Source organism: Paenibacillus sp. CFBP13512, assembly GCF_005233705.1.
GTDB classification, from domain to species: domain Bacteria; phylum Bacillota; class Bacilli; order Paenibacillales; family Paenibacillaceae; genus Saccharibacillus; species Saccharibacillus nuruki.
The window spans coordinates 1-13,485 of sequence record NZ_QGAD01000006.1; the positions used below are offsets into that span (position 1 = coordinate 1).

The 13,485-nt window shown below is 37.6% G+C and carries 14 protein-coding genes; all 14 read right to left on the reverse strand.

Translation table 11 applies throughout. The features are described from left to right. Window positions 1-96: 96 nt before the first annotated feature. The gene (csrA, locus tag PaeCFBP13512_RS10390) at window positions 97-339 is read right to left on the reverse strand and encodes a carbon storage regulator CsrA (protein WP_137222939.1); all 243 of its coding nucleotides are present in this window, start codon (window positions 337-339) and stop codon (window positions 97-99) included. A gap of 1 nt (window position 340) precedes the next feature. Beyond that, window positions 341-775 (reverse strand): flagellar assembly protein FliW, encoded by a 435-nt coding sequence (locus PaeCFBP13512_RS10395; protein ID WP_137222941.1) that lies wholly within the window; start codon window positions 773-775, stop codon window positions 341-343. Window positions 776-867: 92 nt separating this feature from the next. Beyond that, window positions 868-1,449, reverse strand: coding sequence for a DUF6470 family protein (locus PaeCFBP13512_RS10400; RefSeq protein ID WP_137222943.1), 582 nt, complete (start codon window positions 1,447-1,449; stop codon window positions 868-870). A gap of 34 nt (window positions 1,450-1,483) precedes the next feature. Further along, window positions 1,484-2,407 carry a flagellar hook-associated protein FlgL gene (flgL, locus tag PaeCFBP13512_RS10405; RefSeq protein ID WP_137222945.1) on the reverse strand — a complete coding sequence of 308 codons (924 nt, stop codon included), beginning with the start codon at window positions 2,405-2,407 and terminating at the stop codon, window positions 1,484-1,486. Between the two features lie 24 nt (window positions 2,408-2,431). Continuing rightward, window positions 2,432-3,991 (reverse strand): flagellar hook-associated protein FlgK, encoded by a 1,560-nt coding sequence (gene flgK / locus PaeCFBP13512_RS10410; protein WP_137222947.1) that lies wholly within the window; start codon window positions 3,989-3,991, stop codon window positions 2,432-2,434. Window positions 3,992-4,009: 18 nt separating this feature from the next. Further along, a complete protein-coding gene (locus PaeCFBP13512_RS10415) occupies window positions 4,010-4,513 on the reverse strand; it encodes a flagellar protein FlgN (protein ID WP_137222949.1) in 504 nt (167 codons plus the stop codon). Window positions 4,514-4,516: 3 nt separating this feature from the next. Beyond that, a complete protein-coding gene (gene flgM / locus PaeCFBP13512_RS10420; RefSeq protein WP_069328651.1) occupies window positions 4,517-4,804 on the reverse strand; it encodes a flagellar biosynthesis anti-sigma factor FlgM in 288 nt (95 codons plus the stop codon). Window positions 4,805-5,110: 306 nt separating this feature from the next. Beyond that, a complete protein-coding gene (locus tag PaeCFBP13512_RS10425; RefSeq protein WP_069328652.1) occupies window positions 5,111-5,524 on the reverse strand; it encodes a TIGR03826 family flagellar region protein in 414 nt (137 codons plus the stop codon). Window positions 5,525-5,706: 182 nt separating this feature from the next. Further along, window positions 5,707-6,483, reverse strand: a complete 777-nt coding sequence (locus PaeCFBP13512_RS10430; protein WP_137222951.1) for a ComF family protein — start codon at window positions 6,481-6,483, stop codon at window positions 5,707-5,709. 17 nt (window positions 6,484-6,500) lie between these two features. Further along, window positions 6,501-8,528 carry a DEAD/DEAH box helicase gene (locus PaeCFBP13512_RS10435; RefSeq protein ID WP_137222953.1) on the reverse strand — a complete coding sequence of 676 codons (2,028 nt, stop codon included), beginning with the start codon at window positions 8,526-8,528 and terminating at the stop codon, window positions 6,501-6,503. 100 nt (window positions 8,529-8,628) lie between these two features. Beyond that, a complete protein-coding gene (locus PaeCFBP13512_RS10440) occupies window positions 8,629-9,354 on the reverse strand; it encodes a response regulator (RefSeq protein WP_069328654.1) in 726 nt (241 codons plus the stop codon). Between the two features lie 13 nt (window positions 9,355-9,367). Further along, window positions 9,368-10,519, reverse strand: a complete 1,152-nt coding sequence (locus tag PaeCFBP13512_RS10445; RefSeq protein WP_069328655.1) for a sensor histidine kinase — start codon at window positions 10,517-10,519, stop codon at window positions 9,368-9,370. A 61-nt stretch (window positions 10,520-10,580) separates the two neighbouring features. Further along, complete coding sequence (locus tag PaeCFBP13512_RS10450; RefSeq protein WP_137222955.1) at window positions 10,581-13,262, reverse strand: stalk domain-containing protein; 2,682 nt, start codon at window positions 13,260-13,262, stop codon at window positions 10,581-10,583. 3 nt (window positions 13,263-13,265) lie between these two features. After that, on the reverse strand, window positions 13,266-13,457 hold the full coding sequence (locus PaeCFBP13512_RS10455; RefSeq protein ID WP_137222957.1) for a hypothetical protein: 192 nt from the start codon (window positions 13,455-13,457) through the stop codon (window positions 13,266-13,268). Window positions 13,458-13,485: the final 28 nt, after the last annotated feature.

Consider the following 13,485-nt stretch of genomic DNA (forward strand, 5'->3'; position numbering starts at 1 on the left):
CTTATTGAATTGGTTTGCTGTCAAGTTGATCGTGATCACGTTCTTCTTGGCTGCTACTATATATATCGGCAATATTCAAAGTTTGTGAATAGGTTTTTAAGATTTATTTTTATTTTGATTAAAAAGATTTACTAATGCATTAACCTGCTCTACTTGCGGTGTAGCAGAAGCTTGATTAGATTGCTGAATAGCCACATAAATTTCTTCACGATAAATATCAATATGAGCTGGGGCAGAGATACCTAACTTTACGGTATCACCGTCTACGCTTAGTACAGTGACTTCAATATCATTCTGAATAATAATTTTTTCACCTTTTTTTCGTCCCAAAACCAACATATTAAGCACCCTCTTTCTGATCTGATGGTTGTAGAAGATGCTTAGTATGATAGGATGATTGATGCAATATTATTTGTTCTGCTTTGGAAGTCTCTTCATTGCATACAATAGGTGCTAACAAATTCAAAGTTGATTTTTCCATTTGATCATGTAATGTTACCATGCAAGCAATACGCAAACTTTTTTCAGAGACCAATTCAGGATATTCCTGATCTTCAATTTCAAATTCATAATCTGGATAAACAACAAAGGGATCAACTAGTAAAAAAGATAAAGAAGGTTCTTGCAAAGATTGAAGATAACTAAATGGACTATTTTCTACATCAATCCAAGCAAAAGACTTTTCCTCTTCAAAACCCGGAAGTCCTTTAGTAAATTGATAGATTTGTTCATCTGCAATAGTAATATCTCCCCATGACGTTGTTTTTAAGATCACTGTATTTTCCCCTTTTCCAGCTTAAATAGCCGTCATTTTATTGTTAATATAACCCAAAAAGCCGCAGATAGCGAATACCGCTATAAACGACTTTACATAGTAGTATCCAACGTTGGCGGCGCTGGCGGTGTAAATTGAACGGATGGATACTGTTGCATATAAATATTGACGTTGCCTTTATTATATTCGATCTCTGGTGCATTGATTCTTGTCTGTATGTCAACTCCACCCAATCGTACATCTAAGGTCGCAGGAGTAAAACTAATATTAATATCTACATTAGCAGACGAAGCTGGACCTCTATATTCTATAAACGGAGGCTTGTCTAAAGATCGAGAGCGCATAATATCCCCTAAACTATTACCGGGTTTATAAAATTCTCGCATCCGTTCTCCCATTTCCACTCGCTTTGAGAGCCCTTGAAGAAAAACTTGTTGAATATTAGAATATAAACGTTTGCTCATCTCAAGATGACTACCACCGGTGTAAGCAGCAAAAGCTCGACTTTGATCCACTGTAAGTTCGGTTTTTGCTTGATGGATCTCTAACTCAGCTGGAGTTGTAGTAATTTCAAGATCAGCTTTAGGTTGTCTTATCGAGAATGACCCTTGTGTAGTCTCAATTCCAATTTTACCTGGTGTTTGTCGAATCTGTACTATAGGTATGGAGCTCATAGTTTCGCCCCCTCGTTCTTCTTCATTTATATACTTATCTTAAAAAGTCTACCAAAGATGTAGAAATAATTTTAGCCCCTGCAGAAAGAGAAGCTGTATAAATATTTTCTTGAATTTGAGATTTAACTAATAATTCAGCGTAATTAGAATCTTCTACTTTAGATTGAAGTGCTGTCAAATTAACTTCCATATCGCCTAATCTGGATTTCATTAATTCAACTCGATTGGTTTTGGCTCCTACTTCGGATTGAGCAGTAAGCACTTTTTCTACTCTCGTATCAATATTAGTTAATTGATTCGATAACTCTTTAACATCACCATTTTTTAGAGCAGCAGAAACATTATTTAGTAAATTAAAAATATTATCCGTTTCTGTAGATGTACCAAATACTTGATTACCTGTAACATTAAGAGGCAATTTGACATTATCCCCTATCATATAATTAATCGATCCTGTATCTGTTTGTACATTTGCTCCATTGGTAATATCGTGAGTTCCATCTGCACCTATAGAAAAGTCATAAGGTTTTTGATCATAATTCTGACCGTTAAAAATGTATTTCCCATTCAACTGACTATTAGAAATATCAATAAATTGCTCTTTAAGTTGAGAAATTTCGCTATTAATACTATCGAAAGCAGATTGAGGGTTAGTTCCTGTTGATGCTTGTACAGTCAATTCCCTTAATCTTTGTAAAACATCATTCGTTTGAGTTAAAGTAGTATCATTATATTCTAACCAAGAGATTGAACTATCCACGTTTTTTTGATATTGCTGGTTGGCGGCAACATCGGCACGATAACGCAAAGAATAAGTCATTCCTACAGGATCATCTGAAGGACGATTAATTTTCATTCCTGTAGACATCTGTTCTTGCGTATTCTGCATTTGACGTGCATTACGATTCAAGTTTAGTAGCAACTGGTTACTTTTCATATTATTTGTTACTCTAAGCATTAGCAGAATCCCCTTACTTTCTTATTATCTTCCAACTACGCCTGTAGAATTAATTAATTTATCAAGAAGCTCATCATAAGTAGTCATAAAACGAGCAGCAGCAGTATAAGCATGTTGAAATTTAAGTAAATCACTCATTTCTTCATCAACAGATACGCCACTTACAGATTGTCTACGGCTATCGATCTGAGTCACAATAGATGTTGCATTGTCTGTTTGACGATTAGCCTCCTGAGCTTGTATACCAATTTGACCAATCATTGTACTATAAAAAGAGTTAATTGTTGAAGATTGAGAACCATCTGCAGAACTGAATTTTTTACCACTCAATTCAGAAATAATTAATGCCATACTATTATTTCCTTTAATCACTGTAGCAGGTGTCCCTGATACACGCATAGATGTAGCAATAGCGTTGACATTATTTTGAATATCCGGGTTAAGTGTAAAATTACCAGCAGTAATCGCACCGCCATCAGAAGAAACAAAGAAAGGTACACCTGTCTTAGCCGCGCCTGTAGCATCAGTATCTAAAGAATATCCTAATTGTTGCAAACCATTAATACCTTTTACAACAGTTGAAGTATCTTCTTTTAACGTACGAGACTCTGTAGTTCCTGTATAAGGCACTCCATTTAATACTGTACCTTCAGGAATTACTGATCCTTTAGGAAGAGTAACTGTGACATCACCATTTGCAATCGTATTCGCTAATTGATCTAACTGATTCTTGTAACTAGCTACATATGAATCACGAGATGCTATCATTCCATGTACTTCACCGCCAGTTAAAGTGCCACCTTGATAAGCAGTGTTTAAAAAAGCCGAATCTACTGTAGTCGGAGTGTACCCTGCTACTAATGCTTGTCCTCCAATGCTAACGTTATATCCTTGTGCATCTTCTGTTACATTTACATTTACAATAGCAGATAATTTATCAACAAAAAGATCACGTTGATCACGCAGATCATTGGCATCATCGCCCAATGCTTCTACTTTTACAATGGATTGATTAAGAGTTGCAATAGAGTTGGTATATCCTTGAATTTCGGAGGCTTTTGTAGCGATGTTAGTCGTAAGATCAGCTGAGAAGTCAGTTAATTGCTTGTTAATTTGATTCATCGAATCTGTAAGTGCTAGCGCATTTTCTTTCACTACACTACGGGCAGTTAGGCTCTCTGGATCTTTACTAAGATCAGACCACGAATCCCAAAAGTTTTTTAGTACTGCACTGAAGCCTGTTTCAGAAGGCTCTTGGAAAATTTGTTCTAACTTGCTTAAAGAGTCTGCACGTGTAGTCCAGCTTCCTTTAATAGCATTTTCTTGACGATATTGACTATCTAAAAACAATTCTCTCACTCGAGTAACTTGAGTAGCTTCTACACCTGTACCAATCTGACCGGCTGATGTCGAATGAGAGAATCCCGGTGCTTCAATAGGACGAGTAGCTGACATTTTAACAACTTGGCGAGAATATCCTTCTGTATTAGCATTCGCTATATTATTTCCTGTTGTATTCAGTGCAGTGGATTGAGTGATAATACTGCGTTTTGCTGTCTCAATCGAGTGAAATGTAGATGTCATTGATTAACCTCCTAATACTTATCCACGTCTATCAAAAAGTCCTTTTTGTCTCGTTCCATAACTCTGATGAGCTGCTGGATGCTGATAAGTTATATCTTGATTTGGTTTATCAAGCATAACATCTAACGAGAACTCAATAAATTCTAATGACTGTTCAAGTAATTGTTGATTTAAAATATTGACTTGCTTTAATTGATCTAATGTAGATTTCAAACGTGATTGTGTATCCAACAACATTTGTTTTTCTTCGATATCAAAAATAAGACGAGCTAATTCACTTACCGTTAAATTAAGTTGAGATTTTATTCCGCGTTCGTTTAAAAATGAATACGAAGCTTGTATACGTTCTTCATCGGCTTGTTCGATTGATTTGATTAATTTAGATTCTTGGTTGAGTATACGAATCAATGTATCAACATCATTACTTATAATACTTGTCTTTTTGACTTGGCCTAGATCAAGCATTTGGTGATGATATAGATCCAATTGATCCAAAACACTGACAAGTCTATTTAATGACATTGATTAATTCCCCGTTCCTTTTAGGAAAGGCAACAGCTTATCTGCAAGCGCGCCTGCATCCACATTATACGTACCCGAAGATACTTGTTCTTTCAGACTTTGAATTTTTTGAGCACGTTCTGCATTAGCAGAAGCTTGTGTGCTGTTTGCTTGTAACATTTCCATTGCCTCCGGCGAGATTGACACTTCATCTTTACGATTTGCTTTTTTATCATTAGTTACCGATTTTGCTTCTGCTGCTCTTTGGTATGGGTTAATTGCACTTACGCGGTTAGTTTCGTTAATTTTCATGGTTGACACGCTCCTTAGTAATTTTAGTTGAGAAGAACTTCCTATTTGGTATAGGACGTTCTTTTTTTGATATCAGGAATCTTGGGTGATAAGCAAAAGGTTGTTTTCCTGATATCATATAGACAACCGATTTAGTATTTACTAAGATTATCGGACATTTTCGAAGTAATTTTTATAGTTATAAAGTGGTTAATTATAAAGCGACATTTCTCATTGCTTAAGTCCTAATCCTGCACAGGTATGCAACTTGAATCACTCATATAGCACTAAATATTGTCGTTATTTGACTTGTATATGGAAATTCCTTTACATATTTCGGAATTTGTCGACTGCCCGATAGGTACCTTGGGTTTTTTGTGCTTCTTCTTTTTTAGCTACTGTATCATCTTCATAAGCATGTTGGATATCTTTGTTAAGACGTGAACGGCAAGAATCGCACATATTACTATCACGAATAGGACTACCACATACTTCGCACGCATAAGACATATTAGGCGCATGTGCGATAGAAATACGTCCTTCTCTAATAAACTGTGTGATTTGCTTCACAGGCACTTCCACTGCTTCAGATAATTCAGTGATGGTTGTTCCTTTATGTTCACGTAAGTACTTGATGCAATCTTCATATTGGAATTCAATTTCTTTTATACAATTACCACAGATTCCTCTGAGGTTCATAACATGCAATTTACCACAACGTGGGCAATTAGCTAAGTTCATCCCGTACCGCCTCCTAATCATTACACTGTATCTTTATCATTTAAGCTCTTATTTATATTATATCGTACAATAGAGCTCCATTTATTAATAATAAACCTCAAATTAACGATTTATTTAATAGATTCTTTTAAACTGTTCTCAAAATAGACTAGAGTGATTCTAAAATCATAATAGAATCATTTTTAAGAGCGAGCCCATGTTAAGCTAAACACTTGTATATCTATATGATGACATTTTCCTGCTTCAATTAATGCTTTGGCACAATTATTAATGGTACTACCGGTGGTATAAATATCATCAACTAATAGTATGTTTAATGTTGGAGACTGATAGGTCGCCAACCATTGTGGTGTATGGGGCGCATAACTGAATGCTTCTTGCATATTCAACAGACGTGCCTGACGACCTTGTGAACTTTGCTTTAACGTATCTCGCTGCCTTACTAGAAGAGGGATATAGGATAAATGCTCATAAGTTGCTAAATATTCTGCCAGCACAGCTGCCTGATCGAAACCTCTCTGTATTAATCGTGTAGAACTTACAGGAACCCCGGTGACTATATCGATATTCCACCTTTTTTGATAAAACTCTATCATTTCTCGTTTCATTAGCTGGTAAGCTTCAATCATCATCTTACCTAGTAGTGGGGCATAGCGCTCCTGACCATGATATTTATAATCGGCTATCCACTGTCTCATCGTATCATTGTAATAGACAGCACTACGGTTAAACATAAAATAGCGCTGAGAAGCAGATTTACGCTGACAATCAGGGCAGTATTCTCCTCGTCCACACACTTTACATTGTTGTTGTGTAATCCACGGAATAGATAAAGCACATTTCTCGCATATTTGAGGATACCTTTTCATAAGAGGTGCTTTTTTATGACAAGTCATACACGCAGTATATTGCGGGTGCAGATAAGATAACCATGTCTGCCAACGATTTTGCTTTAACATTGCTAATACCTCCTTTGTTAACGAATATCTGTTGATTTCGATAGATGTAGATAGCCTTTACGCTTAGCTATACGATTCATAAGTTTGATTTGAGCTACTGCTTTTTTCTGCTCAATCGTCCATTGCTTGGATGCAAAAATAACAAGGCCTTTCGGATCTTCTTTGGATCTTCCCGCTCGTCCTGCCATTTGTACTAAAGAAGCTGCATCAAATAAACCACTGTCAGCATCTAAAATATAAACATCGCTATACGGAATCGTCACTCCTCGTTCCAAAATAGTTGTCGTTACCAATATTCGTATCTGTTGCTCACGAAAAAGTAAAACCTTATTCGCTCGTTCAACATCTTGAGAAGAAGTACCTGCTATAGAAAGCTGTGGAAAATAGGATTGTAAAAGTTCAACCAGAGATTCTATCAAAGCGATTCGTGATACAAATACAAAGATCTGTGCTTGACGTGTTACCGAGTAACGCAATTGTTTTAATAACGTATGTGCTAACTGCTTCTTTTTTAAAGCATTATTTACTGTCGGCATCGAAATATACTTAGGCACAGGTAAAGGATGACCATGAAAGCGAGCAGGCACTTTAGCATGAGCAAGAGTGCCTCTTTTAATCTCTTTTTGCAAAGCTGTAGGTGGAGTGGCTGATAGATACACAAAAGCACCATCCGATTTGCAACAACGGTTAGCCGCATAAGCCAGCATAGGATCATTGTGAAAAGGGAAAGCATCCAGCTCATCCAAAATAACCAGATCAAAAGCTTGCGAAAAACGGAGTAATTGATGCGTTGTAGCGATCGTTAGATCTGCTTCTTGCCAGCGATCTTCACTTCCACCATAGAGTACAGCCATCGTTGTGGTAGAAAAAGCTTTCGCCATTCGGGGAGCTAATTCTAGAACTACATCTCGTCTTGGTGTCGCTACTAATACTTTTCCTGCATTTTTCAACACGCTATCAATTAAAGGAAACGTCATTTCTGTTTTGCCTGCACCAGTCACTGCCCAAAGTAGGAAACGTTTATGTGTAAAATAGGAAGTCCTAGGAATCTGCTTTTTGTTATTAATACGAGATAGGAACGATGTAGCGAATAGATACTTACTTAACATAGCTTTTGGGTTTAATCTATTTGCTGAACCGATCAAAAAATGCAGTGCACTCGTCGTGGCTTCTGTCTGTGCATCACTTAGTCCCCACTTTGTTTGTATATGTTCTGTATGGATAGGAATATCTATAGTAGAAAAAGGGGTCGTACGTGATGAAGCTACATATACCGATTGAATTAATAATGTACATTCACGGCTTCTACCTAGATTTAGGCATGTTTCACAATAGGCACATGCAGAACTGCCACAGCTGGCGCAGGGTGTATGATTCATAGTGTGGCTACCACAACGTTGACACTGATAACCTAAAATAGGATCTATATGAACACCTGTTAGTAATCGCAGTGATTGAGTGAGATAAGCGAGCTGGGTGTATGTTTTCCACTCCTGTATGTTATCTACTTGCTGATCTGTCATCATCATGATGTATTCAGTAGCCAGTAAAGAACGGCCTGTCATCATTTTTGCTAGTGTTATCGCTCCGAGCATGACTTGTTTTTTCCAAGTCGAGGATAAAGGATATTGAGTCCCTTCATTTTGCTTTTCTTCTATAGTAGATAGTAAAAAAGGAATATCCTCTGTTTTACCCAGCTTGTCATCCCACAAAAGCTGAATTTGCTCTATCGGAATAACAGACTGGATCTCACTATATTGAATATGGGAATGATTATAATTTCGTATACGGTTATACAGCCATTTCTCTATGTATTGTTTCCATTCTGTAGGACTCCAACAATCTGCACGATGATCAAGTTCTAAATATTGTTGGCATTGTATGGCCCAACCTAAAGGTATCACAGAAGAAATACAGATCATTTGCTGAGCACGTTCATCCCGTCGTTTCTCTGAAGTCCACCAGATGAGATCGATACAAAGATCCAGTGATATTTCAAAAAGCCATCCTTTAGATTTTCTAATAGCATATAAAACAATATGCATGCCTGTTCTCCCTTCTATATAGAAATAAAAACAAAAAAAGCACACCTTCCCTATTCCTAGGAAAAGTGTGCTTCACTTTTACGTGTGTTTATCTTACAAATTAAAGAGTAACCCAACCATGTTTGATCGCATTGATTACTGCTTGTGTGCGATCATCAACTTCCATCTTTTGCAAGATGCTACTTACATGATTTTTTACTGTTTTTTCACTGATGAATAGATATTCACCAATCATCTTGTTACTCTTACCTTCTGCCATCAAACGCAATACTTCGGCTTCACGGCGTGTAAGAGGATTATCGTCACCGGCTACAAATTTAACACCTGTATCGCCAGAGCTATTATTATCTGTTAAAACACCAGATTCATTTGTATATGTCATGCGGCGTAGTTGTTGAATCAACTTGCCTGTTACTTTTGGATGGATATAAGCATGTCCTTCCATAACAGAACGAATAGCATTGACCAAAGACTCAGCTTCCATATCTTTTAACAGATATCCTGAAGCCCCTTTACGCAATGTTTCAAATACATAACTTTCATCATCATGAATAGACAGAATAATAACCTTAATATCAGGGAATAGTTCACGCAATTTCTCAGTAGCGACTACTCCATTTTCGATCGGCATATTAATATCCATTAATACAACTTCTGGAGGATTATGATTACAGAATTCTAAAACTTGAATTCCGTCTCCACATTCACCTATAACTTCAAGGTCATCCTCCATATTCAGAATACGCTTTAGACCTTCACGAAAAAGCTGATGATCGTCGGCTAGCAATATCTTAATCTTTTTAGTGCCGTAATCATGGTTTTCCATTCTGTTACTCCTTTCACTTTTCCACGTTCGTCGGAATATGGATTACGATTTTCGTACCCTGATTTTCGGCAGATTCGATTTCCATTCTTCCTTCAAGCAATTCTACTCGTTCCCGCATACCAATTAATCCAAAATGAGTATGATCTTTGGTCTTTTGCTCTATCATATCCAACTTAAAACCGCGTCCGTTATCTTCTACAATCAACTTCACCATTTGTGACTGGAAAGTAATGATAACCGTTACATAAGTAGGATAAGCATGTTTAGACGCGTTAGTGAGTGCTTCTTGAACTAGTCGGTAAATCGCAGCTTCCATAGCAGAAGTGAGTCGATATTCCTTGCCTCTTGTTTCGAAAATCGTGCGGATTCGAGTTTTATTCTCAAAATCTTGCACATATTTCCTTAAAGTTGGAATGAGACCCAAATCGTCGAGGGCCATCGGTCTTAAATTAAAAATTACTTTTCTCATTTCTTCTAAACTAGAGCGCACTTGTCCCTTCAAATCTACTATTTCGTCCTGGACCATCTTATATTCCTGCTTTGTAATCATTCTTTCTACAATTTCGGTCCGAAGAACTAGATTTGCGAGCAATTGAGCAGGACCATCGTGAATTTCCCGGGAAATTCGCTTACGTTCCTCTTCTTGTGCAAGAATGATTTTTAGTCCAATGAGTTGACGGTTTTTAGCAGATTCCAAAATACGAGTGACTTGATTAAGTTCGCCAGACAGGTATTCTAGTACAACCCCCATCTGCGAGCCGATCGTTTCAGCTCGCTCAATCGAACTTTCTACATTTTTCACCCGTTTTTGTAAATCATCCCGTCTTGCTTTTAAATACATTTCTTTCTCACGATAAATCATCAAATCCAATTGCAGTTGTGTTGCACGTTCATACGCTTGCTTGATGTCTTCTTCATTATACCGCACAAAGTCTCTGCTGACTTCAGTCAGTCGAATCCGAGAACTACGATAACTGACTTCAAGCTGATCTACTTTTTCAATCGTTTCAGTGGTTTCACGAAGTACCAATTCAAGTTCTGTATTTAACGAGAGCAATTCACTCCGCGAAGTATCCAAAATCTCGAAGATTTGATATTTGCTATTTTCCATAACACTTGTTGCATTCTTAATGACGTGATCTATTGCATCAGCGTGGAACTCCACTCGATCTTCTCCATTTCTGTAAGTCAATTGTATGATGCATGTATTATCATATCATAACTTATCACGATTGGATGCTTACCGTCTTGGTTTTCTGATCCCATTTTACAGTCAATCCAAGCTGTTCTGACACCAATCTTAACGGGACTAAAGTCCTTCCTGATACGACTAAAGGAGCAACTGTAGAACTTTTCAGCTTACCATTAGCTACATAAGCTTTATTATTTACAGTTAAATCCAGTAATTGCCCTGCACGTAAAATCGTCACTCTTTGACTACTTTGATTCCATGTCGCTTGTCCACCAAATGCATCCATTATATATTTGACTGGCACATAAGTCGCATTATTTTTGAGCATTGGAGAAACATCGATCGATTGTGCTTTGCCATCTAGTGTTGAAGTCTTTTTACCCACTGTCATTGATAATGTACCTTTTGGCATCGTATATGTTGCTGCCTGAGCTGCACCGGTTAAACGAATATTGTCCATAGCGATCATTCCTGTAGCTGCACGTTCATCTTGTCCTTCAGCTACATTTACCACATATACACGTTTTAATTTAGCCGGATAAGCGATGCCTGAACCAGAAAGATCAATATTTAATGTTTTCCAACCGCTCCAATTGATACTTTTCGCAAAATCAATATAGACGGTTTTGCCACTTGCATCAGTTACTTCACCACGTAACCAGTTGTAACTCTTATCTCCGTATACATCAACAGTTACACCTGTTGTCCCTGCTGTAAGTGCTTTACCTGCTGTGCCACCAAATTGAGCATACGCATATTTTTTACTTGTTCCTGCTGTCATATCATAGGTTAATTGTAACACTTTAGAATTCGCATGATCGCCTGTTCCTTGTGTGACCTGAGCTGTTCCTTTAACTGTACTTGGATTTCCTAAGAAACTAACACTATAATTCGGATTTTCAAAGTCTTCCCATGTACTTGTTGCTCCGCCGCCCGCAGTCAATACCATCATTGTACTAAAACCATCATAGCGAGCAATAGCGTATCCCACTGTAGTACTACTATCTACTGAAGAAATACTTAATTGTCCGTCTTTCACACTACCTTTGAATCCAACAAATTCCCATTTTAATGTTTCTGGAGAAATCGTTAAGTTAGATCCATCTTTTAATGTAGCTGTTACCGGTACGGCAATGGTAGTGCCTGCTTGCAATGTAGCTGTAGAACTTGCTGTAGCTAAACTTTGAATAGCTTCAGCTCCTACGACATTGACATTCATACTTGTACTTACGCCACCGCTTGAAGCAATAATTTTAGCTGTTCCATTTTTGGTTGCTTTGAACTCGCTACCTGTCCATTTAATATTGCTACTTCCTGCTTTCCAGGATGGATTAATTCCAGCGGTACTGATCGGATTATAATACGTATCATAACCATTAGCTTCATATTTAGCTGTTTGTCCTATCAATAATTGCTTAGGACCATTAATACTAAAGCCTTGTACTTTACCTTGTGGAGCTGTTGTATAGACTCCTAGACCGTTTACGACACTGCGTTGAGTGTTACCGCCATATTCTGTTGGGAACGTCAGATCCGCTTGTGTCTCGCCTAAAGGACGTGTAACTAAAGTCGTTGACCCACCGCCATCTAAGTTAATACCTTTCCATACACCGATAGAAGACATAAATGACTGCAATTCATATAAAGACATACCTGCACTATTATCATTATCTTGTACAGTTACAATATAAGCGTATCGACCATCTTGTGAATAACCTACAGCTGTACGTGCACGATTTCCACCAATAGCTGTTGTACTACGAGAGAAGGAACTTGGTTTCCCTTGATCCACCAGAATCGTATGACCACCGATCATCATTTGCAAAGTAGTTGGATCAATCGTTTTACCTGTAGATTTAGCTTGTAGGCTATAGTCTGTTGTTACTTTTTGTCCAACTTTCATGTGTTGTTGTACAAATTGAGCTGCTTTACCATGGGTACGCAAAATATAAGCACCTTTTGGAACCACTTTTTGAATCGTAGCATTAACAGAAATTTGTGTAATGACTCCACCTTGAACAAGCACTTCTGTAGGTGTTGTTGAACTGTTAGCAGGACGCTCGATGGCTTTCCAAGCATCTGTATAGATATACATGGTATTCGAATGGCTAAATGTACCATTCGGTTCTGTCATATAAGAAGCCTGATTAATTCCCGCCAGGTCAAACGTAGAACCATCTTCTGCGGTAACTTTACCTTGAAACGTGAATTGATCAATCATAGGTGTTCCGTCTTTAGTCACACCAAAAGCATACATTCCTTTTAATTCAGAAGGACTGGACATTAATACCCCTTCAGAAGCTTGTGCTCCCATCGGTACGCCTTCACTAGCTGTATTAAAGTAGTCACCATTAACACCAGCAACTGCCTTTGTTTCCTGTGCCATACCTTCAACCGATTGTTTCGTTGTAAATTGATTGCCTTTACCGGTCATTACATCTAAATTCACATACGGGTTTTTCAAATCAACTTTAACAACATCCGCCAAAACAGAGACCGTTTTTCCAGAACGAGCTGTTTTATAACGATACTCCAAAAGCTTTGCTCCAGAAGTTATGTAGCTTTCATTCAATTGAGTCGTTTCAGCTGCACTAGCAATGTGTGTGGGTAACCAAGGTACTTGAGTAAAACCAATTTGTAATGCGGGTTGAATCCATAACGAGCCTGCAATAGTTAAAATCATCCATTTGCGTGCTGTTTTTGTTGTGCCTGTCATATGTTAAAACGCTCCTATTCGTTGAAAATTCAGTCGATCATTTGATTGGTGTTTAGAGTTATGATAATGTTCGCCTTGTTTATCATAACGTTGTTTAAGTACAGATGCCACTTCGACACAGTACACCTCATAAGAATATAGACTACAATAGAAGCAAAAAGTTACGGTAAACCAATCATTTTTCTGTAATCTCATGAAAAATGTTAACTGTTTGCTAGCTGAT

Excerpts from the sequence above, each read along its gene's own strand:
- PaeCFBP13512_RS10435 (WP_137222953.1), bottom strand. The coding sequence starts at position 8,528 with ATGCATATTGTTTTATATGCTATTAGAAAATCTAAAGGATGGCTTTTT.
- flgM (WP_069328651.1), bottom strand. The coding sequence starts at position 4,804 with ATGAAAATTAACGAAACTAACCGCGTAAGTGCAATTAACCCATACCAA.
- PaeCFBP13512_RS10450 (WP_137222955.1), bottom strand. The coding sequence starts at position 13,262 with ATGACAGGCACAACAAAAACAGCACGCAAATGGATGATTTTAACTATT.
- PaeCFBP13512_RS10455 (WP_137222957.1), bottom strand. The coding sequence starts at position 13,457 with ATGAGATTACAGAAAAATGATTGGTTTACCGTAACTTTTTGCTTCTAT.
- csrA (WP_137222939.1), bottom strand. The coding sequence starts at position 339 with ATGTTGGTTTTGGGACGAAAAAAAGGTGAAAAAATTATTATTCAGAAT.
- PaeCFBP13512_RS10400 (WP_137222943.1), bottom strand. The coding sequence starts at position 1,449 with ATGAGCTCCATACCTATAGTACAGATTCGACAAACACCAGGTAAAATT.
- flgL (WP_137222945.1), bottom strand. The coding sequence starts at position 2,407 with ATGCTTAGAGTAACAAATAATATGAAAAGTAACCAGTTGCTACTAAAC.
- PaeCFBP13512_RS10430 (WP_137222951.1), bottom strand. The coding sequence starts at position 6,483 with ATGTTAAAGCAAAATCGTTGGCAGACATGGTTATCTTATCTGCACCCG.
- PaeCFBP13512_RS10425 (WP_069328652.1), bottom strand. The coding sequence starts at position 5,524 with ATGAACTTAGCTAATTGCCCACGTTGTGGTAAATTGCATGTTATGAAC.
- PaeCFBP13512_RS10415 (WP_137222949.1), bottom strand. The coding sequence starts at position 4,513 with ATGTCATTAAATAGACTTGTCAGTGTTTTGGATCAATTGGATCTATAT.
- PaeCFBP13512_RS10440 (WP_069328654.1), bottom strand. The coding sequence starts at position 9,354 with ATGGAAAACCATGATTACGGCACTAAAAAGATTAAGATATTGCTAGCC.
- flgK (WP_137222947.1), bottom strand. The coding sequence starts at position 3,991 with ATGACATCTACATTTCACTCGATTGAGACAGCAAAACGCAGTATTATC.